Here is a 21,619-nt window from a genome sequence, read left to right on the forward strand (position 1 = left end):
AGCCACACCGCAGGTTTTTCCATGAATTCGCAAAGCATCATTGTCCCGAAAATCTCCACCCTGCCGGTCCACGAACCCCGGGCCCGGGCGATCGTGCGCTGGCTGGTGCGCAAGAACATCATCAAGGAAGAACTGACGACCTGTGGCCGCACCGGTAACCGCATGGCTTACGCCATTGCCGATGGCGCGCGGGCCGTGGTGTTGCACCCGCAGGCGTTGCCGTTCGGTGAGCCGATCAACGGGTTGGAGATTGTCACTAAACGCTGCATCTACACCCCGGCCAAGGGCTTTCTCGAAGAGGCCGGTTGCGCCGAGTGCCGTCGTGAGGTCGGCGAAGCGTTGTTCGAAAGCCTCGAAGACTGGATGCCGGGGCGCACCGACAACTTCACCTGCCCGGAATGCGGCCATGAAGATGACATCAACGGTTTCCTGTATTTGCAGGAATGTGCGTTTTCCAACCTTGGTTTCATCTTCAACAACTGGCTGGAAGCAGGGTTCAAGCAAAGCTTTATCGATGAGTTTGCTGATTGGCTCGATCAACCTGTCTCTTGGGTCAAGGTGGAGCTGTAGCGGCGGGGATCTCCGTATATCAGCAACATTGATATTAAGCGGAGTTTTACATTGAACAGCGGGGGGTGTCTGACTATAATGGCGCGCTTCCATTTTCCCGCTCGGGAGCCCCCGCGATGCTGCGTATCAGCCAAGAAGCTCTGACATTCGACGACATTCTACTAGTGCCTGGTTATTCCGAGGTGCTTCCTAACGAAGTCAGTCTCAAGACCCGCCTTACCCGTGGCATCGAGCTGAATATTCCTCTGGTTTCTGCCGCCATGGACACCGTCACTGAAGCCCGTCTGGCAATTGCCATGGCTCAGGAAGGTGGCATCGGCATTATCCACAAGAACATGACCATCGAGCAGCAAGCTGCCGAAGTTCGCAAGGTCAAGAAGTTCGAAGCCGGCGTCGTCAAGGATCCAATCACCATCGAGGCCGATGCCACGGTTCGTGATCTGTTTGAATTGACCCGCATGCACAACATTTCCGGCGTTCCGGTACTGCACGATGGCGACCTGGTCGGCATCGTCACTTCCCGTGACGTGCGCTTTGAAAACCGCCTGGATGCCACCGTCCGCGAAGTGATGACGCCTAAAGAGCGTCTGGTCACGGTCAAGGAAGGCGCCGACAAGAACGACGTGCGTGAACTGCTGCACAAACACCGCATTGAGCGCGTACTGATCGTCGACGACAAATTTGCCCTCAAAGGCATGATGACGGTCAACGACATCGAAAAAGCCAAAGCCTACCCGCTGGCCAGCAAGGACGATCAAGGTCGTCTGCGCGTTGGTGCTGCTGTCGGCACCGGTAAAGACACCGGTGATCGTGTCGCTGCGCTGGTCAATGCCGGTGTGGACGTGGTAGTGGTCGACACCGCTCACGGTCACTCCAAAGGCGTGATCGACCGCGTTCGCTGGGTCAAAGATAATTTCCCTGAAGTGCAGGTGATTGGCGGCAACATCGCCACCGGCGCAGCCGCCAAGGCCCTGGCCGAAGCGGGTGCCGACGCCGTCAAGGTCGGTATCGGCCCTGGCTCGATCTGCACCACCCGTATCGTCGCCGGTGTCGGCGTCCCGCAAATCAGTGCCATCGCCAACGTTGCCGCAGCCCTTGAAGGCACCGGCGTACCGTTGATCGCCGACGGCGGCATCCGTTTCTCCGGTGACCTGTCCAAGGCCATCGTAGCCGGTGCCTCCTGCGTGATGATGGGCTCGATGTTCGCCGGTACTGAAGAAGCGCCGGGCGAGATCGAACTGTTCCAGGGCCGTTCGTACAAGGCTTATCGTGGCATGGGGTCGCTGGGCGCCATGTCCCAGGCTCAGGGCTCCTCCGACCGTTACTTCCAGGACTCCTCGGCAGGCGCCGAGAAACTCGTTCCGGAAGGCATCGAAGGCCGGGTTCCTTACAAAGGCACCTTGAGCGCGATCATTCACCAGTTGATGGGCGGTCTGCGTTCCTCGATGGGCTACACCGGTAGCGCCAACATCGAAGAGATGCGTACCAGGCCTGAGTTCGTGCGGATCACCGGCGCTGGCATGGCCGAATCCCACGTTCACGACGTGCAGATCACCAAGGAAGCGCCAAACTACCGCGTAGGTTGAGCCTTCAAGCAACAAGCTAAGCAACCGGGGCTGTTTTATTCAGCCCCGAGTTGTTTCTGAATCACGACTGTTTCTGAATGACTTAGACGAGACTGAATCATGGCCCTCGATATTCACGCTCACCGCATCCTGATCCTCGACTTCGGTTCGCAATATACCCAACTGATTGCCCGCCGCGTGCGCGAGATCGGTGTGTACTGCGAACTGCACCCGTTCGACATGGACGAGGATGCGATTCGCGAATTCGCTCCGAAAGGCGTCATCCTCGCCGGCGGCCCCGAGTCCGTGCACGAAGCCAACAGCCCGCGCTGCCCACAAGCTGTGTTTGACCTGGGCGTACCGGTCTTCGGTATCTGCTACGGCATGCAGACCATGGCCGAGCAACTGGGCGGCAAGGTTGAAGGTTCCGAACTGCGTGAGTTCGGTTACGCCCGCGTTGATGTGGTCGGCAAGAGCCGCCTGCTCGACGGCATCGAAGACCACATCGACGCCGACGGCCTGTTCGGCCTCGACGTATGGATGAGCCACGGTGACAAGGTCACCAGGATGCCGGAAGACTTCCACATCCTGGCCAGCACCCCGAGCTGCCCGATCGCCGGCATGTTCAACGACGACCGTGGCTACTATGGCGTGCAGTTCCACCCGGAAGTGACCCACACCAAACAGGGCGGCCGCATCCTGTCGCGTTTCGTTCTCGACATCTGCGGTTGCGAAGCCCTGTGGACGCCATCGAAGATCGCTGAAGATGCCATCGCCAACATCCGCGCACAGGTCGGCACCGACAACGTGCTGCTGGGGCTGTCCGGCGGTGTTGACTCCTCGGTGGTTGCGGCGCTGCTGCACAAAGCCATCGGCGATCAGCTGACCTGCGTGTTCGTCGACAACGGCCTGCTGCGTCTGCACGAAGGCGAGCAAGTGATGGCCATGTTCGCCGAGAACATGGGCGTCAAAGTGATCCGCGCCAATGCTGAGGACCAGTTCCTCAACAACCTGGCCGGCGAAGCGGATCCTGAGAAGAAGCGCAAGATCATCGGTCGCACGTTCATTGATGTATTTGATGCCGAATCCTGCAAGCTGGATAACATCAAGTACCTCGCTCAGGGCACCATCTACCCGGACGTGATCGAGTCGGCTGGCGCGAAAAGCGGCAAGGCGCACGTGATCAAGTCGCACCACAACGTGGGCGGTCTGCCGGAAGAGATGAACCTGAAACTGGTCGAGCCACTGCGCGAACTGTTCAAGGACGAAGTCCGTCGTCTGGGCCTGGAACTGGGCCTGCCGTACGACATGGTCTACCGTCACCCGTTCCCGGGCCCGGGCCTTGGCGTACGCATCCTCGGTGAAGTGAAAAAGGAATACGCCGACCTGCTGCGTCGTGCCGACCACATCTTCATTGAAGAACTGCGCAAGGCCGACTGGTACCACAAAGTCAGCCAGGCGTTCGTGGTGTTCCAGCCCGTGAAATCGGTTGGCGTGGTCGGCGATGGCCGTCGTTACGCCTGGGTCGTGGCCCTGCGTGCCGTGGAAACCATCGACTTCATGACCGCGCGTTGGGCACACCTGCCTTACGAACTGCTGGAAACCGTTTCCGGCCGCATCATCAATGAAATCGAAGGTATTTCGCGCGTTACTTACGACGTGTCGAGCAAGCCGCCGGCGACGATTGAGTGGGAATGATCCTGCTGCACTTCGATGCTTGCATTGAGTGACAGAAAACCCCTGGCCCAGGCCAGGGGTTTTTCGTTTCTGACGTGGATGTCAGTCAGGGAGACTGCTCTGTAGCGCCAGCCCCATCTCTGTCAGTCGTAGCGACATTTCCTCGATGTTGGCGAACTTGACGTCGTTCACCCGAGTCCATGCGGGACGATGCAGGGAAATGCCGCCGTCGGCCAGATTCGCCACAGGCGTACGCACGAGCATGCCTTGCTTGCTACGGTGCAACACGGTGTAAGTGTCTGCGGTTTTCTGGATCATATACATGCCACGCCTGTGCAGCAGGTTCTCCAGTGTCTCCTCATTCCAGGCCACCGGTTCGGCTGGCATTCGCAGGCGAAAGTCAGCGCGAAGAACATCGTCAGTCTGTGTCGCTGCACCATTTGAAAATGATCCTCGACGCACTTCGATACCCGGGTCGGCGTCGACTTGCAGGGTGTCAACCATTCCGGCTTCCTCGATGCGCAAACCGATAGCGCCCTTTATTTCGCTGAGACCAGGCAGACCTCTCAGTGTGTTGGTGTTTTGCACACCGGTCAGCGCGATCCATTTTTTCGGGCTGTTGAGGTAGGTGTCACCCGTCATGATGTCGCTTGCCAGATAGGTGCCCATCATTTGTTCGTCATAGGGCGACAGCGGTGACTTCATTTTGTAGCTCGCTGCGCAGTCTATGCCCTGGATGCGCACACCGTTGGCCTTGGCTGCCTTGACCAGTTCCAGCGCATTGAATCGCCCCGTAGGATCGGTGCCCAGGCTGCTCAGGTAGGTTCGTAACTCTGCCGACAGGCTGCCGGATGTGAAGTAGCGGTTCAATTCCACTTGAGCGAAGTCACTGAGCACGCCACGCAGGTAAAGGGTTTTGGCGTGCCTGGCCAGCGCTGGCATGTGTTCGATCATGAAGCGCATGCTGGCAATTCGGTTCAGCGTTTCACCCACTACCAGTCCGGGTGCAGATTCAAAGATGCGATCAATGAACTCTGAAATTGAAATCGGCGTACTGATGGCGGTCATGGCGGGCCGGGGAGGCGGGGTGATCCACGGAAGATTGCTGAAAAATTTTCTCGCGCCGGCCTGCAGCAGTTTGCGCTTGCCCACGGCATACAATTCAAAGGGGTCGTGCATGCTGAAGCTACCGTCGGCATTTGGCATCAGTTGGGCATGGGTTTCGGTCAGGTTCAGTGCCCAGGCTCTTATCGAACTGCGCACAGTCGGTTCGATATCGTAGGCAGAGTTCACTATGCGCAGTGGGCGTGATACCGGAGTATGTGATTCGACCTGCGGTTGAGCGGTTGCCTCAGGCCCGGTCGGTTCAAGGGGGGCGAGCGGAATATCGGGAACGCAGGTTTTTCCCATGCATTGGCCGCCGCCGTTGAGGCGCAACGACTGCATTCGCTCCCACTCGCCAGCGGCATTCAGACGTACCGGCAAGGAATGAATAAACTGATTGGGTCTGTCCGGGTCCACGATAGCCCAATAGCCGCCTTCGCTATAGTCGCCGAAATAGCGCACATAGTACGGGTTGTCATTTATCAGAATGGCGTAAGGCGGATCGCTGTCGAGTCGAAAGATGCCTTGGAACTGTCCGGGTTCGGTCTGCATATCCAGGCCGTCGAGCAGTTCGTTGCACATGTATTTGTCAGGAATCGGCGGCGCTAGAGCGCTTTGCGCCGGGGTCGACCCGGATGCTTCAGGGCCAGGAGCAATAACGTCTGGCTCGACCGCAACGATGAGTTCCTGTTGTTCGACCCGCGGATCCGTCAGCTCCGGTGCCGACGTGGACGCGGTCAGCTCAGCCATTTCTGCTGCCTCGGCCGCTTCCACCTCGGCTCCCACCTCCAGCATCGAGCCGGTGCCCTTGAGGAAGGGAACGTTGAACAGCGCGTCAATCCCGCTCAGCACTGCACCCAGTACGCCTGCGTGACGATCACGGGCGGTTGTGCCGTTGACCGCCTGATCGATGTTCAGCCCCATGCTGACGATGCTGGCGCCAATGACCGGCATTGCGACCGGCCAGCCTACAGCGGCCATCGGGCCAAAAACCTTGAGGCCGGCGCTCAGATACCCGATCCATAGTTTTTTGCGCAGGTCGCCATTGGAGGTCAGGGACAGGCTGGCTTCGGCAAACATTGCGTTGCGGGTCGAATCACGCAACCAACTGAACGCATCACCACTGATCGCCAGGTTGTGCCGATTGATCAGGTGGTGATCGGTACGGCCCCAGGTGCTGACCAGACGATTCATCAAATCGGTGATGTTCTCGGTCATCTGCTGACGTTCGGCGAGTGGAAAGTGATTGAGCAGATTCTTGCGTCGCGTGTCGTGATTCATCTGCTCTAGAACCCACCAATGCATGTCCGCTGAGGTTTCCAGCACTACGAACGTCAGGACCTCACCGGGCAGATAGAGAATCTGCCGACCAACCGGATCGACAATGCGCAGCAGGTTGCTGGCCGTATGGCCGTCGATATCGAACGCACGCACCTCATTGCCCGCCGCATGAGGCGTTTGTAGCGTTGAGAGGTTCATCGGCCAGGTGACAGGCCCGATCACCGAATCGACGATCCACTGGAAATCCGTACCGGTCAATTGCCCGACTTCCAGTGCCTGCACGGCTCGGCTGAGGAAGTTGCACTTGGCCAGCGTGCGGAAATCATCGGCGTGCGTGTTCCAGAAAGCCGTCAACCTGTCGTTGTATCGCGTGCTGAAGTCGATATCCCAAAAAGTGTTGAGCACCTCGTTGCCGTGCAGACGCACTTCGTTGCGGTGGTCGAAATTTTCGGTCTGGGGCCCATCCTTGTAGAAACCGGCGTAGAGATCCAGCAGATCGGCGTTGTCCTGGTCGGTGGCGCGAAAACGATGAATCACCAGTTGGGTGAGGGTCATCGATTCGTAGGGTTTTTCGCGCACGTGCTCCCAGCCGGTAAATGACCGGGTGCTGCTCTGGGCGGCCTTGAATCGATGAAAATAGACCTGATCCGGGTCAAGATTCGCTAGACCTTTTTCTTGTAACAGATGACGGGCGGCTTCATGTGCCGTGTCGTGCAGGCCCGGACAATTTTGCACGATGGCCGTGGCCATTGCCTTGAGGGCCGCTTTATCTGCCGCATTGGGCTGAGGACGTTGTACGGGGGCGTTCATGCTGTCTCCATCCATGAGAAACGAAGGCCGAGCATGGCCGATTCGCTCAAGGGGAGTGCACTACCTATGTACCGCACATTGCCGTCGAAAACGTGCTGCGGTCAGCGCCGTGCCACGTCGGAGAAGTAGAACTTGTCCAGCGTGTGCCGGGACTCGGTGTACTCGAACTGCCGACCGTCCTGGAGGAAAGTCTGGTTGCTGACCACGATCACATGGCTTTGCTCATCGAGATCAAGGTGCAACTGATCATCCTTGCTGCGCGGCACCGCCTCGATGGTGCGTTGGGCGTAGGCGATCTGCAGCTGCAAGGTCTGTTCGATGTAGGCGTAAATCGACTGCTTGGCGATATCGAGGGACAGGCCTGGAATCACCTCGGTAACGAAATGGTTGATGTCGAGAATCACCCGTTTGCCGTCGATGCGCCGCACCCGTTTGACTCGCGTGATGGGGCTGCCGGGCTCGGCGTTGATGTGTTCGAGCAGAGCACCTTCCAGTGTGATTTGCGTCAGTTCGACGACTTCGGTGCTGACGTCGTTGCCCAGTCGCGGATAGGTTTCCTGGAAGCTGACGATGCCGCCGAGCTGGAACTCGATCGGGTTGGTCGACAGCACGAACGTACCTTTGCCATGGATCTTCTGGGCGAAACCGCGCTCCTGAAGTTGCTCGATGGCCTTGCGTACGGTGCCGCGGCTGGCCTGATAGCTGTCCATCAGTTCGGTTTCCGAAGGCAGACGGGCGCCGCGTTCCAGGCGTTCAGTCGTGATGCTGGCCAGCAGATCGCTATAGATCCGGTTGTATTTGCTCATGGGTAGGCTGCTCTGTGCCGACTGTGCTCAAAACGTCGAACCTTAAGGGCAGGGTAGGGCTTTGTCCATGTGGGGAATGGAAATCACCCAAGGGTAGGGTAGGAAAATTCGCTGCCGATCTGACGGGAATATGCAAAAACAAACTCGTCTGTACGAGTTGTTGCATTAACTCGTACAGACGAGTATTTTTCGCTTCGGCGTGCTGCCAATAACAACAATTCACGGTGGAAGAACAAGCATGAGCCATGACTATCCGAACATCGCCAGCGAGTTGCTGCAAAGCCTCGGTGGCAGCGACAACCTCGAACAAGCCGCGCATTGCGTCACGCGCTTGCGTCTGGCCCTGAAGAATCCCGGCCTGGTCGACAGCGCCACGCTCAACCAGATCGATCTGGTCAAAGGGTCGTTCTTCACCGGTGGCCTGTATCAGGTGGTGATCGGTCCGGGTGAAGTGGAAAAGGTCTACGCCGAATTGCGCCGACAGACCGGTCTCGCCGCAGCGACCATCGCCGACGTTAAACAGAAAAGTGTCGAGAAGATCAACGCCATGCAACGTCTGGTGCGGGTGTTTTCCGATGTGTTCATGCCCATCCTTCCGGCGCTGATCATTGCCGGTCTGCTGATGGGCATCAACAACCTGCTGGGTGCCAAGGGCATGTTCATCGAAGGGCAGACCCTGCTGGATGCCTACCCGAAACTCGACGGGCTCTGGAGCCTGATCAATCTGATGGCGAACACCTCGTTTGTGTTTTTGCCGGCGCTGGTGGGCTGGTCGGCGGCCAAGCGTTTTGGCGGCAGTGAAATCCTCGGCATTGTGCTCGGCCTGATGCTGGTTCATCCGGACCTGCTCAACGCCTGGAACTACGGCAAGGCCGTGGCCGGGCTGGACGGCCAGCAAATGCCGTACTTCGACATCCTTGGTCTTTTTCAAATAGAGAAAGTCGGCTATCAGGGGCAGATCCTGCCGATATTGCTGGCCGCCTATGTCATGAGCGTCATCGAAAAATGGCTGCGGGCGCGCGTGCCCAACGCGGTGCAGTTGCTGGTGGTGCCGATCACCACCATCGTCGTCACCGGCGTGCTGGCGCTGGCCGTGATCGGCCCGGTGACGCGCCACATCGGCATCCTCATCACCGAAGGCGTGGTCATGCTGTTTGACCTGGCACCGATGGTCGGCGGGGCGATATTCGGACTGCTGTACGCGCCACTGGTCATCACCGGCATGCACCACATGTTTCTCGCGGTCGATCTGCAATTGATCTCGACCCAAGGCGGCACCTTCATCTGGCCGATGATCGTCATGTCGAACCTCGCCCAAGGCAGTGCTGCGCTGGCGGTGTTCTATATGACGCGCAACGCGCGGGACAAGAGCATGGCGTCGACCTCGGCGATTTCCGCGTATTTCGGTATCACTGAACCGGCCATGTTCGGGGTCAATCTGCGCTACAAGTTTCCGTTCTATGCCGCACTGACGGGGTCGGCAATGGGCTGCATCTTCCTGTCGCTGAACAAGGTTCAGGCATCGGCCATCGGCGTCGGAGGCCTGCCCGGTTTCATCTCGATCATTCCGCAGTTCATCCCGATGTTTGTGATCGGGATGGTCATCGCCATGGTTGTTCCGTTTGTTTTGACCTGTGCACTGAGCATGAAGATTGTCCGGCCTGGATATCGGGTTGCCTGACGCTTCCATTTATTGAAGGAATTGAGCCATGCAAGACTGGCAACGTTCGGTGATCTACCAGATCTACCCGAAGAGTTTCTACAGCCACGCAGGCAACCCGACAGGTGATTTGCTCGGGATCGTGGCCAAGCTCGATTACCTGCATTGGCTGGGTGTCGATTATTTGTGGATCACCCCATTCCTGCGCTCGCCGCAACGGGACAACGGCTACGACATCAGCGATTACTACGCGATCGACCCGAGTTACGGCAGCATGGCCGATTGCGAGTTACTGATCGCCGAAGCCGGCAAGCGCGGGATCAAGCTGATGCTCGATATCGTGGTCAACCACACTTCGATCGAACACGTCTGGTTCCAGCAGGCGCGCAGCAGTCTCGACAATCCCTATCGCGACTTCTATATCTGGCGCGATCAGCCGAACAACTGGGAGTCCAAGTTTGGTGGTTCTGCCTGGGAGTACGAAGCCCAGACTGGCCAATACTTCCTGCACCTGTTTGACCACACCCAGGCTGATCTGAATTGGGATAACCCCAAGGTGCGCGCCGAAGTGTTCAAAATGATGCGCTTCTGGCGGGACAAGGGCGTGGGTGGTTTCCGTCTGGACGTCATCAATCTGATCTCCAAACCGGCAGATTTTCCCGAGGACAACAGCGACGGCCGACGCTTCTATACCGATGGCCCGAACGTCCACGAGTACTTGCAGCAGATGCACCGCGAAGTCTTCGAAGGGCACGACCTGATCAACGTCGGCGAGATGTCGTCCACCCGCCTGGAACACTGCATTCGTTACTCGAATCCGCAATCAAAAGAACTGTCGATGACCTTCAACTTTCATCACTTGAAAGTCGATTATCCGAACCTGCAAAAGTGGGTTCACGCTGAATTCGATTTCCTGCAGCTCAAGCAGATTCTGTCTGACTGGCAGACCGGCATGCAGGCCGGTGGTGGCTGGAACGCGCTGTTCTGGTGTAACCACGATCAGCCGCGCGTGGTTTCGCGTTTCGGCGACGACGGCGAGTATCGGGAACTCTCGGCGAAGATGCTCGGCACCGCGCTGCACTGCCTGCAGGGCACGCCGTTCGTGTATCAGGGCGAAGAACTGGGGATGACCAATCCGGGTTTCGAGCATATCGATCAGTACCGCGATGTCGAAACGCTGAACATCTTCCGGCTCAAGCGTGAAGCGGGAGCCAGTGATGTCGAGAACATGGCGGCGATCATGCAGAAGTCCCGTGACAACGGGCGCACGCCGATGCATTGGAACGCCGAGCCCAATGCCGGTTTCAGCCGTGGCGAGCCGTGGATCGGGGTGCCGGCCAATGCCGCGCACATCAACGTCGCCAACCAGCGCGATGACCCGGAGTCGGTGCTGCATCACTACCGCCATTTGATTGCGTTACGGCGCACAGAGGCGTTGATCTCAGAGGGCGTCTATCGACAGTTGCTGCCCGAGCACAAGCAGGTCTGGGCCTACCTGCGCGAAGGGACGGGGGAGCGCCTGCTGGTGGTGAACAATTTCTATGGCACACCGTGTGACGTCGAACTGCCGATAGAGATCGACGAGTCGCTGAGCCAGCGGTTGTTGATAAGTAATTATCCGCACTGTCCATTGCGCAATCGACGGGTGAGTTTGCGACCTTACGAATCGTTCGCCCTGCATCTGATCGACCCTGACACCTAACCAAAAACAGTGTTTCAAAAAACACGCAGAACCCTGCGCGGGAGAGTTTTGCGCGCCGATTTCATGCAATCACACAACAAAAATAATGGGGTGGCTTATGAAAACAACAATAAATCGTAGCCTTGCAGTCGCAGGTTTTTGCCTGGCGTTACCACAAACATCACAAGCGCTGGAGTTCGGCGGTTACTTGCGCAGTGGCGTCGGCAGCTCGACCCAGGGCGGTGGCCAATCGTGTTTCCAGTTGCCGGGCGCGCAGACCAAATACCGTTTGGGCAACGAGTGCGAACAGTATGGCGAGCTTGAGCTACGCCAGGATTTGTACACCCTCGACGACGGCTCGGTGCTTAGCGTTGATGGCATGGCCTCGCTGTACAACCGCTACGACCGCCGGCCCACGTTCAAGGACGACAACGGCTCGATTCGCCTGCCGCAGGCCTACGCACAGTGGTCGAACCTGCCCGCGCTCAATGGCGGTTCACTCTGGGCGGGCCGCCGCTACTACAAGCGTAATGACATCCACATTTCCGATTTCTACTACTGGAACCAGAGCGCTACGGGCGGCGGGATCGAGGATGTGTTGATCGGCGACCTGAAATACAGCTACGCCTTTTCGCGCAAGGACAACCTGTACCAAAAGGACTACATCAACCGGCACGACTTCAACGTGGCCGGTTTCAATACCAACCCGGGCGGTCAGCTTGAGTTCGGCTTGAGTTATATCGACAAGCCCGATAGCCGTGACGCCCACCGTGGTTGGGCAATCACCACTCAGCATGTGCAGAAGGACTTTCTGGGCGGCAAGAACAAACTGGCCCTGCAATATGGTGAAGGCCCCGGCACCGGGCTGGGCTACACCGGCAACGTCAAACTGGACGACAGCAATAAAAGTTATCGGATCGTCGAGTTTTTCGACTGGCAGGTAACGCCGCGTTTCGGCGGGCAGTTCGAGGCGGTGTATCAGAAAGACATTCGCCCGGACGGTGCTGACCAGAACTGGGTTTCTCTGGGCGTGCGCCCGACTTATGCGTTCACCGAACAGTTCAAACTGGTGACGGAACTGGGCCACGATCAAGTCGAAGCGCCGGGCGGCACGCGCAAGCTGAGCAAGTTCACCGTTGCCCCGACCTGGTCACCCAAGGGCCCGGAGTTCTGGGCGCGCCCTGAGGTGCGTCTGTATTACACGTACGCCACCTGGAACGAGGCCGCCAAACGTGCGGCCAATGAACTGGCCCAAGGTTCGGCGCTGTCCGACACCGGTGCCTTCGGCAGTGCACGCCACGGTGCGAACGTCGGATTGCAGGTCGAATACTGGTGGAAATAAGCGATGCTGGTGGGGCGTCGCGCTCCATCGGCACTTCAAAGAACAAAACCGCAGGTGACGTCATGGCCACATCCCAACCATTACAACTGCTGGCGCCTTTGGCTGGCGTGCTGATACCGCTGGATCAAGTGCCGGACCACGTGTTTTCCAGCCGGGTGATCGGCGACGGTCTGTGCATCGATCCGACGTCGTCGACCCTTTGCGCACCGCTGGCTGGAGTGGTCAGCAACGTCCAGGCCAGCGGGCATGCCGTGAGCATTACCGATGACAACGGCGTTCAAGTGTTGCTGCACATCGGGCTCGATACGGTCAATCTTGCAGGCCAGGGGTTTACCCGCCTGGTCGAGGAAGGCCAGAGGGTTGAGGCCGGGCAGGCGCTGATCGAATTCGATGCCGATTACATCGCGCTGCACGCCCGCAGCCTGATGACCCTGATGCTGGTGGTCAGTGGCGAGTCATTCACCTGGCTGACCGCGCCAACCGGTCTCGTTGACCCCGGCCAGCCGTTGTTGAGCCTCGCCACTTGCGGGGCGACCGGCGAGGCCCCGGCGGCTGCTGAAGGCGAAAGGTTTTTCTGCGCACCACTGACATTGCCCAATCTCAATGGCCTGCATGCGCGTCCGGCGGCAGTGTTCGCTCAGGCGGCAAAAGGCTTTTCAGCAAGGATTTATCTGCACAAACAGCAGGCTGAAGCCAACGCCAAGTCATTGGTGGCGATCATGGCGTTGCAGACCGCTTTGGGTGACCGTGTGCAGGTGAGTGCGGTGGGCGAAGACGCTGAAGCCGCGATCAACACGCTGTCCCGATTACTGGCCCAGGGCTGTGGTGAAGCGGTGGATGTGAAGCCTGATGCGGTGCAGGTCGAGGCGGTCGAGCCTGAGGCCCTGACGGTCATGCGTGGGGTCTGCGCATCACCCGGTTCGGCATTGGGCCAGGTGATGCAGATCGTCGAGCCAACGCTTGACGTGAAGGAGTTCGGCGCCGGGGCGCATTTAGAGCGCGAAGCCCTCGCCAATGCATTGATCGAGGCGGATATGGCCTTGCAGCACCTGCGCGACACCGCCACGGGTGACGCGCAGGCAGACATTTTCAAGGCTCATCAGGAACTGCTCGAAGACCCGGGTCTGCTCGATCAGGCTCAAACGTTGATTGCCGAAGGCAAAAGTGCAGCGTTTGCCTGGCGCGCGGCCACGCAGGCAACAGCGACACTTTTCCAGCATCTCGGCAGTCCGTTGCTGGCCGAAAGGGCGGCGGATCTGGTCGATGTGGGCCTGCGCGTCCTCAAGCTGATCCTCGGGGTTCGTGAGAATGCGCTGGAGCTGCCGGAGGGGACCATTCTGATCGCCGATCAACTGACGCCGTCCCAGACCGCCGGGCTCGATACAAACAAAGTATTGGGGTTCGCCACGGTTGGCGGTGGAGCGACCAGTCACGTCGCGATTCTCGCCCGCGCCTGTGGCTTGCCGGCGATCTGCGGGATGCCCATGCAAATGCTGGCGTTGGTCAGTGGCTCGCGCGTGTTGCTCGATGCCGACCGGGGCGAGCTGCACATAGACCCGGATCCCGTGGCGATCAATGAATGGCAGATCAGGCATGATCAACAACGCCAGCGCCATCAACACGAACACGCAAACGCAACGCAGGCAGCCTGTACCCGCGACGGGCATCACGTCGAGGTGACGGCCAACGTTGCCTCGCTGAGTGAGACCGAGCAGGCGATGACCCTGGGAGGCGCCGGTGTGGGGCTTTTACGTTCGGAGTTTCTTTATCTGGATCGCAATCACGCACCCACTCGCGACGAACAAGTATCGACTTACAGCGCCATCGCCCGGGCTGTGGGGCCATCGCACAATCTGGTGGTGCGCACGCTGGATGTCGGCGGCGACAAACCGCTGGCCTACGTGCCGATGGACAGCGAAACCAACCCGTTCCTGGGGCTGCGCGGGATTCGCCTGTGTCTGGAGCGCCCGCAGCTTTTGCGCGAGCAGTTCCGGGCCATCCTGGGCTGTGTCCATCTGACGCGTCTGCACATCATGTTGCCGATGGTGGCGCAGCTCTCGGAGCTGCATCTGGCTCGGCAGATGCTGGAGCAGGAAGCGCTGGCGCTGGGCATCGTTGAACGGCCGAAGCTGGGAATCATGATCGAAGTGCCGGCGGCAGCATTGATGGCCGACGTGTTTGCGCCGCATGTGGACTTCTTTTCGATCGGCACCAACGATCTGACGCAATACACGCTGGCCATGGATCGCGATCATCCTCGTCTGGCCAGCCAGGCGGACAGCTTCCATCCCTCGGTATTGCGCCTGATTGCGATGACCGTGAAGGCTGCGCATGCCCACGGCAAATGGGTCGGCGTCTGTGGTGCGATGGCTTCTGAACGCTCGGCTGTGCCGTTGTTGCTCGGACTTGGCGTGGATGAGCTGTCAGTGAGCGTGCCGCAGATTCCGGCGATCAAAGCCGCAGTGCGCGAGTTGGATCTGCTCGACTGCAAGGCCATTGCCGAGCAGGTGCAGGGGCTTGAGAGTGCTGAAGACGTGCGCGAGGCGCTGCGTCTGTATCACGAGGCGACGGTCGATACTTTACGGGCACTGGAGAATTGAAAATGTTCGATAAATTGCAGACGGCGTTCTGGAAAGCACTGACCCCGGATCTGGTGGCAGACGAGCCGCCAGTACAGGCCGAACCTGTTGGCGGCCTGAGCACAGAGATCGTGGCGGCGCTGGGGGGAGTGGATAACCTCCAATCCCAGCAACCAGCGGCGTTGACCCGGGTGCGTGTGGCGTTGCGTGATGTATCGCGTATGGATCGTGAGGCACTGAGCAATGCCGGTGTTGCGGGCGTCATGGAACTGGAGGACGGCGTCATCCACCTGATTACGGGGCTGCGGCCATAGGGCTGTAGATGATGTGCGGCCTAAGGTCACCCTTACTGTTTCTCATCCGCAGGTGTATCGTATTCGCCTTTTACGGGCCTTCAGGGTCTGTCGCTGATACGTGAGGTAGTTGAGTTCATGTCCTTTACCCGTCGCCAAATCCTCGGTGGCCTGGCCGGTCTTGTTGTCGTTGGTGTGGGAGCGGGGGGCGCGTCGCGTTACTGGCTGGGCAAAATGGCTGACGCTCAAGCGGGTCACGACTACGAGCTGATCGCCGCGCCTTTGGACGTGGAGCTGGTGCCGGGGCACAAGACCGAGGCTTGGGCGTTCGGCCCGTCGGCGCCGGGCACTGAATTGCGCGTGCGTCAGGGCGAATGGCTGCGGGTGCGTTTCATCAACCACTTGCCGGTCGCGACCACCATTCACTGGCACGGCATTCGCCTGCCGCTGGAAATGGACGGCGTGCCGTACGTTTCGCAGTTGCCGGTGTTGCCGGGTGAATACTTCGACTACAAATTTCGTGTGCCGGACGCCGGCAGCTACTGGTATCACCCGCACGTCAGCAGCAGCGAAGAGCTGGGGCGCGGGCTGGTCGGGCCGCTGATCATCGAAGAGCGCGAGCCGACCGGGTTCAAATACGAAAAGACCCTGAGCCTGAAGAACTGGCACATCGACGAAGAAGGCAATTTCGTCGAATTCAGCATTCCCCGTGAAGCAGCGCGTGGCGGCACGGCCGGGCGCCTGTCGACCATCAACGGCGTGCCAACGCCAGTGATCGAATTGCCAGCAGGGCAGATCACTCGGGTGCGACTGCTCAACCTCGACAATACCCTGACTTATCGCATCAACATTCCCGGCGTCGAAGCGCAGATCTACGCGCTGGACGGCAACCCGGTGGAGCCACGTCCGCTGGGCAAGGAATACTGGCTTGGCCCGGGCATGCGAATCTGCCTGGCGATCAAGGCGCCCGCAGCCGGTGAAGAGCTGTCCCTGCGCAACGGTCCGGTGCGTCTGGGCACCCTGCGCTCGGTGGCCAACACTGATGCTCCGACCGAGTGGCCGAAGGCCTTGCCGGCCAACCCGGTGGCCGAGCCGGACCTGGCCAATGCCGAAAAACTCAACTTCAATTTCGAATGGGTCGGTTCGGTGTCGGTCAACGTCGACAACGGCAAGCCACCGAGCCTGTGGCAGATCAACGGCAAAGCCTGGGACATCACTGACAAGACCTGTGCGGATCGGCCGATTGCCACCCTGAAACTGGGGCAGAGCTATATTTTCGAGCTGAAGAACATGACCCAGTATCAACACCCGATCCACCTGCACGGCATGAGCTTCAAGGTGATTGCGTCGAATCGGCACAAGGTCATTCCGTATTTCACCGACACCTATTTGCTGGGCAAGAACGAGCGTGCGCAAGTGGCGTTGGTGGCGGATAACCCGGGTGTGTGGATGTTCCACTGCCACGTCATCGACCACATGGAAACCGGCCTGATGGCCGCCATTGAGGTGAAGTGATGCGCCAGATTCGCCCCGCAGCGATCATCGACCGCAGCCGTGATCAGGACTTCATGCGCGAAGCCCTTTCCCTCGCCGCGCAAGGCGCCGCCCTCGGCGAAGTGCCGGTGGGCGCGGTGCTGGTGCAGGACGGCGAGATCATCGGTCGCGGCTTCAATTGCCCGATCAGCGCCAGTGACCCGAGTGCCCATGCAGAAATGGTCGCGATCCGCGCCGCCGCTCAGGCGGTGAACAACTATCGCCTGCCGGGCAGTACGCTGTACGTGACGCTGGAACCGTGCAGTATGTGCGCCGGGCTGATCGTCCATTCGCGCATTGCGCGGGTGGTGTATGGCGCACTGGAGCCTAAGGCCGGGATTGTGCAGAGCCAGGGGCAGTTTTTTACCCAGGGCTTTTTGAATCATCGGGTGGTGTATGAAGGCGGGGTGCTGGCGCAGGAGTGTGGCGCGGTGCTGACCGAATTCTTCCGGGCCCGCCGAGCCAAACCCACTGAATAAACACAAACCCAAAAGTGGGAACGGGCTTGCTCGCGAAAGCGGTGTGTCAGGCGACTAAAATGTTGCCTGACACACCGCTTTCGCGAGCAAGCCCGCTCCCACAGGGGGGATCTCCTTTGTAGGGTAGATCGGTTTATTTCTTCGCGACAATCACTGCCCGCATCGGCGCCGGCAGGCCTTCGATGGTTTTGCTGTGATCTTCCGGATCGAGGAAGTCGCTCAGCGACTGATACTTCATCCACTCGGTGCCGCGCTGTTCCTCAACCGTTGTGGTGCTGACGTCGACACACCGAATATCAGTAAACCCGGCACGCCGCAGCCACAACTCCAGCGCCGGCACCGACGGCAGGAACCACACGTTGCGCATCTGCGCGTAGCGGTCTTCCGGCACCAGCACCTGGTGCTTGTCGCCTTCGACCACCAGGGTTTCCAGCACCAGTTCGCCACCCTTGACCAGACAGTCCTTCAGCGCCAGCAAATGCTCGATCGGCGAGCGACGGTGATAGAACACGCCCATGGAAAACACCGTGTCGAACCCTTCAAGGTTCGGTGGCAGGTCTTCAAACGGGAACGGCAGGTGCCAGGCATTCGGCTCCGACAGGTAACGCTGCACAGCCTGGAACTGGCAGAAGAACAGCCAGTTCGGATCGACGCCGATCACGCTGTCCGCACCGGCACCGAGCATGCGCCACATGTAATAACCGTTGCCGCACCCGACATCGAGGATGCGTTTGCCTTTCAGATCCAGATGCGGTGCGACTCTCGACCATTTCCAGTCCGAACGCCATTCGGTGTCGACGTGCACGCCAAACAGATCGAACGGCCCCTTGCGCCATGGCGACAAGCCCATCAGCGCGGTGTGCATTTGCGCGCGGGTTGCATCGTCGCAATCGGTGTCCAGCTTCAAGCCGTTGAGCAAATCGACGTCGGTCGGCTGGATCTTCGGCAGCGCGTCCAGCGCACTTTGCCAGCGCTCCAGATCGCCGTGGCCCTTCTCCATTTTCTTGTCGAGTTGTGCTTGCAGCGTGTTGGCCCAGTCGGCCAGCGGAGTACCTGCCAAGCGGCGGGCGAGGGGGGACAGATCAATCATGGCAAGGCAATCAACGAGGCAAAGTTAAGACACTGGAACCACGGCACGACTTTCGAGAACCCGGCGGCCAACAGGCGCTCGCGGTGTTCTTCAAGGCTGTCGGGCTTCATGACGTTTTCGATGGCGCTGCGCTTCTGGGCGATTTCCAGTTCGCTGTAGCCGTTGGCGCGTTTGAACGCGACGTGCAGATCGGTGAGCAGTTCGTGCTCTTGAACATCGTTGAAGCGCAGCTTCTCCGACAGAATCAACGCCCCGCCCGGCAGCAGCGATTGGCGGATGCGCGACAGCAACGCCGTGCGCTGATCCGGGGCGATGAATTGCAGGGTGAAGTTCAGCGCCACTACTGAAGCAGGCTGGAAGTCGAGGGCGAGAATGTCGCCTTCGATCACTTCGACTGGCAGCAACTCCTGGAACATCGAATCCTGACCGTTAAGGTATTCGCGGCAACGCTCAACCATCGCCGCCGAGTTATCCACCGCGATCACCCGGCAACCATCGGTGCGCACGTGACGGCGCAAGGCCTGAGTCACGGCGCCGAGCGAAGCACCGAGGTCGTAGAGCACGCTGTTCGGTTGGGCAAATTGCGCGGCGAGCACACCGAGGTTTTCGACGATGGTCGGGTAACCCGGCACCGAGCGCTTGATCATGTCCGGGAACACCCGCACCACGTCCTCGTTGAAGGCGAAGTCAGGCACCTGGGCCAAAGGCTGGGCGAAAATGCGATCGGGGTCTTTGCTCACGGCGGTTTCCGGCGGTGTCGGTGGAAAAGGCCGGCATTTTAGCCAAAGTGGCGCGGGGATGCTTGGGTTGTCTGATGAAACGCGGGAAAGGCCATTGAGGAAAGCTGAATGACCCTGCTCTGGGATTGAGCGAGGTCATTCATCATTTAATGCGGATTACTGAGGTTGCAGTAAGACGATGTAAGTGGACTTGCCGGAAATTTTTAACTCTTGATTACGGTTGTTGACACCCTTGAAATCAAAGCCAATCTGGTAATGCAGTTTTTCTGAGGTCACTTCGATTGCTTCTACCGTGAAGGTGCCGCTTTTCGCTACATATGAGTATGAGGTAATGAAACCAGGAATAGTTCCGGTTTCAAAATAATAGGAATGTTCGAAAGGAAAGCCTGGATCGCCAACTGGATAAGTGCCGGATTTAATCGCCTTATCGAATATAAGCACCAGACCCTTTTTAGTGCGATTTGAATAATCCTGAGTATTTGCGCGAGTCACCAAAGCGATCAGGTCGCTCGCGGTGTCGGCTTCAAATTGAACAATTTGGCTCTCAAATTTTACGCGGTCTGAGACCGTTGCATATGTTTCAGCACTGACTGTGATGATGGGTTCTGCAGTGTTGGCAGAATTTGAGTTTTTGCTTTTGAAGAAGCTCATGGGATCCATCCTTGTATTAAACGGTGAGTTGTGGACGCCATGGAATGCTAGGATGGGTCAAATAAACAAACCACTGTCAGATCTGACAGGTTTTTATAATGTTTCGAGATAGAAATTGCACTTTTTAGTTAAGGTGTTCCGAATAGTCGGCGTGTTTTGCCAAACGCTGAGGCTGCAATACCCCATTGTCCCAACCAATAACTGATGATGATCACGTACGGCGCCCCGTGGAAGGGCGATACGAAACGATCAATGCCGATCCGTTGAAGGCGAGGTCAGGCACCTGGGCCAAAGGCTGGGCGAAAATGCGATCGGGGTCTTTGCTCACGGCGGTTTCCGGCGGTGTCGGTGGAAAAGGCCGGCATTTTAGCCAAAGTGGCGCGGGGGATGCTTGGGTTGTCTGATAAACCGTGGGAAAGCGCCTTGAGGAAGGCTGTATGACCGGGGCCGAAGCGTATGGTTTGGTCATTCATTATTTAAAGCTGATTACACAGGTCGCAGTAATACGATGTAAGTGGAGTCGCCCGCGATTCTCAGTTCCTGATTACGTGCATTGACACCCATGAAATTAAACTTAAATCGGTAATGTAGTTTCTCGGGAGTAGCCTGCATGACCTCTACAGTGAAAGTTCCGCTTTTTGCATAGTAGTTGAAAGAGGTAGTCGCGCCAGAGATGACCCCCGCTTCACCGTAATAGGCCTTCTGGAAAGGAAACTCAGGATCAGTAACAGAGTAGGTGCCAGGCTCAATGTTCCTATCGAACGTGAGCCCAATGCTTTTTGCACTTTGATAGGTGGGACCCCCGGCGTTTGCATGAGTCACCAGCGAAATCTGACTACTCGCAGGATTGGCGTGGAACTCAGCAAATTGGCTGTTGAATTCGACTCGGTCAGTAATCGTGGCAACTGTTACAGCGCTGACTGTGATGACGGTATCCTCAGCGTTGGCAGCCGTGGCGCGTTTGAAAAAACTCATGAGATGCTTCCTTGTATTCAACGGGTGGTCGGAGATGGCCACTGAATACTAGGGGAAAGGAGAAAATCCGAACTACTGTCAGATCTGACAGTTGTTTATAACGGTTTGGAATTATTTGCGGAGTTTATAGATATAAATTTTTACTTTAACCGTCCTTCGTATTAAACGCCGAGGCGGCAATACACCATTGTCCCAACCAGTAGCTGAGGATGATCACGTAGGGGGCTGGGTGAAATGGCGACACGAAGCGATCTATGCCGATCACGCTGTCGGAGAACACGAACGCCAGGGCACCGGCGGCGGCCAACAATGCCGAGCGCTTGGGCACATCGGTGCCGAGGCGGGCGAGGGCGCGCCAGAGCATGGCGCTGATCGCGGTGCCGTAAACAATCACCGGCACCAGCAAAGGCCCCAGCCCACTGGAAATCAGAATCCCCAGCAGCACCGCGCCGACGGCGACAGCGAGCACCAACGGCAACAGCGCCAGACGTTTGCAGTCGCTGAGGTAAGCCTTGAGATAAGCCAGGTGCGCGACCAGAAATGCACCGAGGCCGAACACAAACAAATCACCCGGCCAGGCCAGCAACACATCACCGAGCAGAGAGAAAATCAGACCGAGGCTGATCCAGCGCCGATAGTCGCTGGGTGGGGCGTCGTGCAGCCAGCCGAGCAGCGCCAGCACCGGTAACGGTTTGACCAACAGGCAGAGCAGCGCCGCATGGGTGCTCAGGCCATAGAGAAAGGTCACCGCGCCCATCAGCGCCAGAATCAGCCAGCCCACGA

General features: G+C 58.5%; 17 protein-coding genes and 2 pseudogenes. 10 read left to right on the forward strand and 9 right to left on the reverse strand.

Features of this window, described 5'->3' with window-relative positions; translation table 11 throughout:
- Positions 1–21 precede the first annotated feature (21 nt).
- From AACY02_RS16355 to guaA, 3 genes are all read left to right on the forward strand, one after another.
- On the forward strand, positions 22–570 hold the full coding sequence (locus AACY02_RS16355) for a sugar ABC transporter ATPase (protein WP_339432837.1): 549 nt from the start codon (positions 22–24) through the stop codon (positions 568–570).
- A 116-nt stretch (positions 571–686) separates the two neighbouring features.
- Complete coding sequence (guaB, locus tag AACY02_RS16360) at positions 687–2,156, forward strand: IMP dehydrogenase (protein WP_339432838.1); 1,470 nt, start codon at positions 687–689, stop codon at positions 2,154–2,156.
- Positions 2,157–2,255: 99 nt separating this feature from the next.
- Positions 2,256–3,833 carry a glutamine-hydrolyzing GMP synthase gene (gene guaA, locus AACY02_RS16365; protein WP_339432839.1) on the forward strand — a complete coding sequence of 526 codons (1,578 nt, stop codon included), beginning with the start codon at positions 2,256–2,258 and terminating at the stop codon, positions 3,831–3,833.
- An 81-nt stretch (positions 3,834–3,914) separates the two neighbouring features.
- On the opposite strand, the gene AACY02_RS16370 is transcribed toward guaA, so the two are convergent.
- A complete protein-coding gene (locus tag AACY02_RS16370; protein ID WP_339432840.1) occupies positions 3,915–7,007 on the reverse strand; it encodes a membrane-targeted effector domain-containing toxin in 3,093 nt (1,030 codons plus the stop codon).
- Positions 7,008–7,108: 101 nt separating this feature from the next.
- Entirely contained in the window at positions 7,109–7,813 is a 705-nt protein-coding gene (treR, locus tag AACY02_RS16375) for a trehalose operon repressor (RefSeq protein ID WP_339432841.1), read from the reverse strand.
- Positions 7,814–8,051: 238 nt separating this feature from the next.
- On the opposite strand from treR, the gene treP reads away from it, so the two are divergent.
- The 7 genes from treP to tadA all read left to right on the forward strand — a co-directional run bounded on the left by treP (position 8,052) and on the right by tadA (position 17,380).
- Positions 8,052–9,494, forward strand: a complete 1,443-nt coding sequence (treP, locus tag AACY02_RS16380) for a PTS system trehalose-specific EIIBC component (RefSeq protein WP_339432842.1) — start codon at positions 8,052–8,054, stop codon at positions 9,492–9,494.
- Positions 9,495–9,522: 28 nt separating this feature from the next.
- Complete coding sequence (gene treC, locus AACY02_RS16385) at positions 9,523–11,175, forward strand: alpha,alpha-phosphotrehalase (RefSeq protein ID WP_339432843.1); 1,653 nt, start codon at positions 9,523–9,525, stop codon at positions 11,173–11,175.
- Between the two features lie 97 nt (positions 11,176–11,272).
- A complete protein-coding gene (locus AACY02_RS16390) occupies positions 11,273–12,496 on the forward strand; it encodes a maltoporin (protein ID WP_339432844.1) in 1,224 nt (407 codons plus the stop codon).
- Positions 12,497–12,558: 62 nt separating this feature from the next.
- Positions 12,559–15,096 carry a phosphoenolpyruvate--protein phosphotransferase gene (ptsP, locus tag AACY02_RS16395; RefSeq protein ID WP_339432845.1) on the forward strand — a complete coding sequence of 846 codons (2,538 nt, stop codon included), beginning with the start codon at positions 12,559–12,561 and terminating at the stop codon, positions 15,094–15,096.
- 2 nt (positions 15,097–15,098) lie between these two features.
- Complete coding sequence (locus AACY02_RS16400; RefSeq protein WP_339432846.1) at positions 15,099–15,389, forward strand: PTS glucose transporter subunit IIB; 291 nt, start codon at positions 15,099–15,101, stop codon at positions 15,387–15,389.
- Between the two features lie 117 nt (positions 15,390–15,506).
- Complete coding sequence (locus AACY02_RS16405) at positions 15,507–16,883, forward strand: multicopper oxidase family protein (RefSeq protein ID WP_339432847.1); 1,377 nt, start codon at positions 15,507–15,509, stop codon at positions 16,881–16,883.
- Positions 16,883–17,380 (forward strand): tRNA adenosine(34) deaminase TadA, encoded by a 498-nt coding sequence (gene tadA, locus AACY02_RS16410; protein ID WP_339432848.1) that lies wholly within the window; start codon positions 16,883–16,885, stop codon positions 17,378–17,380. The genes AACY02_RS16405 and tadA overlap by 1 nt, the downstream gene beginning before the upstream one ends.
- Positions 17,381–17,513: 133 nt before the next feature.
- Here tadA and cmoB read toward each other — a convergent pair whose 3' ends face one another.
- The 7 genes and pseudogenes from cmoB to AACY02_RS16440 all read right to left on the reverse strand — a co-directional run bounded on the left by cmoB (position 17,514) and on the right by AACY02_RS16440 (position 21,617).
- Positions 17,514–18,470 carry a tRNA 5-methoxyuridine(34)/uridine 5-oxyacetic acid(34) synthase CmoB gene (gene cmoB, locus AACY02_RS16415; protein ID WP_339432849.1) on the reverse strand — a complete coding sequence of 319 codons (957 nt, stop codon included), beginning with the start codon at positions 18,468–18,470 and terminating at the stop codon, positions 17,514–17,516.
- On the reverse strand, positions 18,467–19,210 hold the full coding sequence (gene cmoA / locus AACY02_RS16420; RefSeq protein ID WP_339432850.1) for a carboxy-S-adenosyl-L-methionine synthase CmoA: 744 nt from the start codon (positions 19,208–19,210) through the stop codon (positions 18,467–18,469). The genes cmoB and cmoA overlap by 4 nt, the downstream gene beginning before the upstream one ends.
- Positions 19,211–19,366: 156 nt before the next feature.
- The gene (locus AACY02_RS16425) at positions 19,367–19,861 is read right to left on the reverse strand and encodes a hypothetical protein (protein ID WP_339432851.1); all 495 of its coding nucleotides are present in this window, start codon (positions 19,859–19,861) and stop codon (positions 19,367–19,369) included.
- A gap of 128 nt (positions 19,862–19,989) precedes the next feature.
- Positions 19,990–20,121: pseudogene (locus AACY02_RS16430) on the reverse strand (lysoplasmalogenase); the annotation flags it as partial.
- A gap of 2 nt (positions 20,122–20,123) precedes the next feature.
- Positions 20,124–20,226: pseudogene (locus AACY02_RS26050) on the reverse strand (carboxy-S-adenosyl-L-methionine synthase CmoA); the annotation flags it as partial.
- Between the two features lie 121 nt (positions 20,227–20,347).
- Complete coding sequence (locus AACY02_RS16435; protein ID WP_339432852.1) at positions 20,348–20,836, reverse strand: hypothetical protein; 489 nt, start codon at positions 20,834–20,836, stop codon at positions 20,348–20,350.
- Between the two features lie 145 nt (positions 20,837–20,981).
- Positions 20,982–21,617: a lysoplasmalogenase gene (locus tag AACY02_RS16440; RefSeq protein ID WP_339432853.1), complete on the reverse strand. Its 636-nt coding sequence runs from the start codon at positions 21,615–21,617 to the stop codon at positions 20,982–20,984.
- Positions 21,618–21,619 lie beyond the last annotated feature (2 nt).

Origin of the sequence: Pseudomonas sp. EA_65y_Pfl2_P78, assembly GCF_963970495.1 — a bacterium.
GTDB classification, from domain to species: Bacteria; Pseudomonadota; Gammaproteobacteria; order Pseudomonadales; family Pseudomonadaceae; genus Aquipseudomonas; species Aquipseudomonas baetica_A.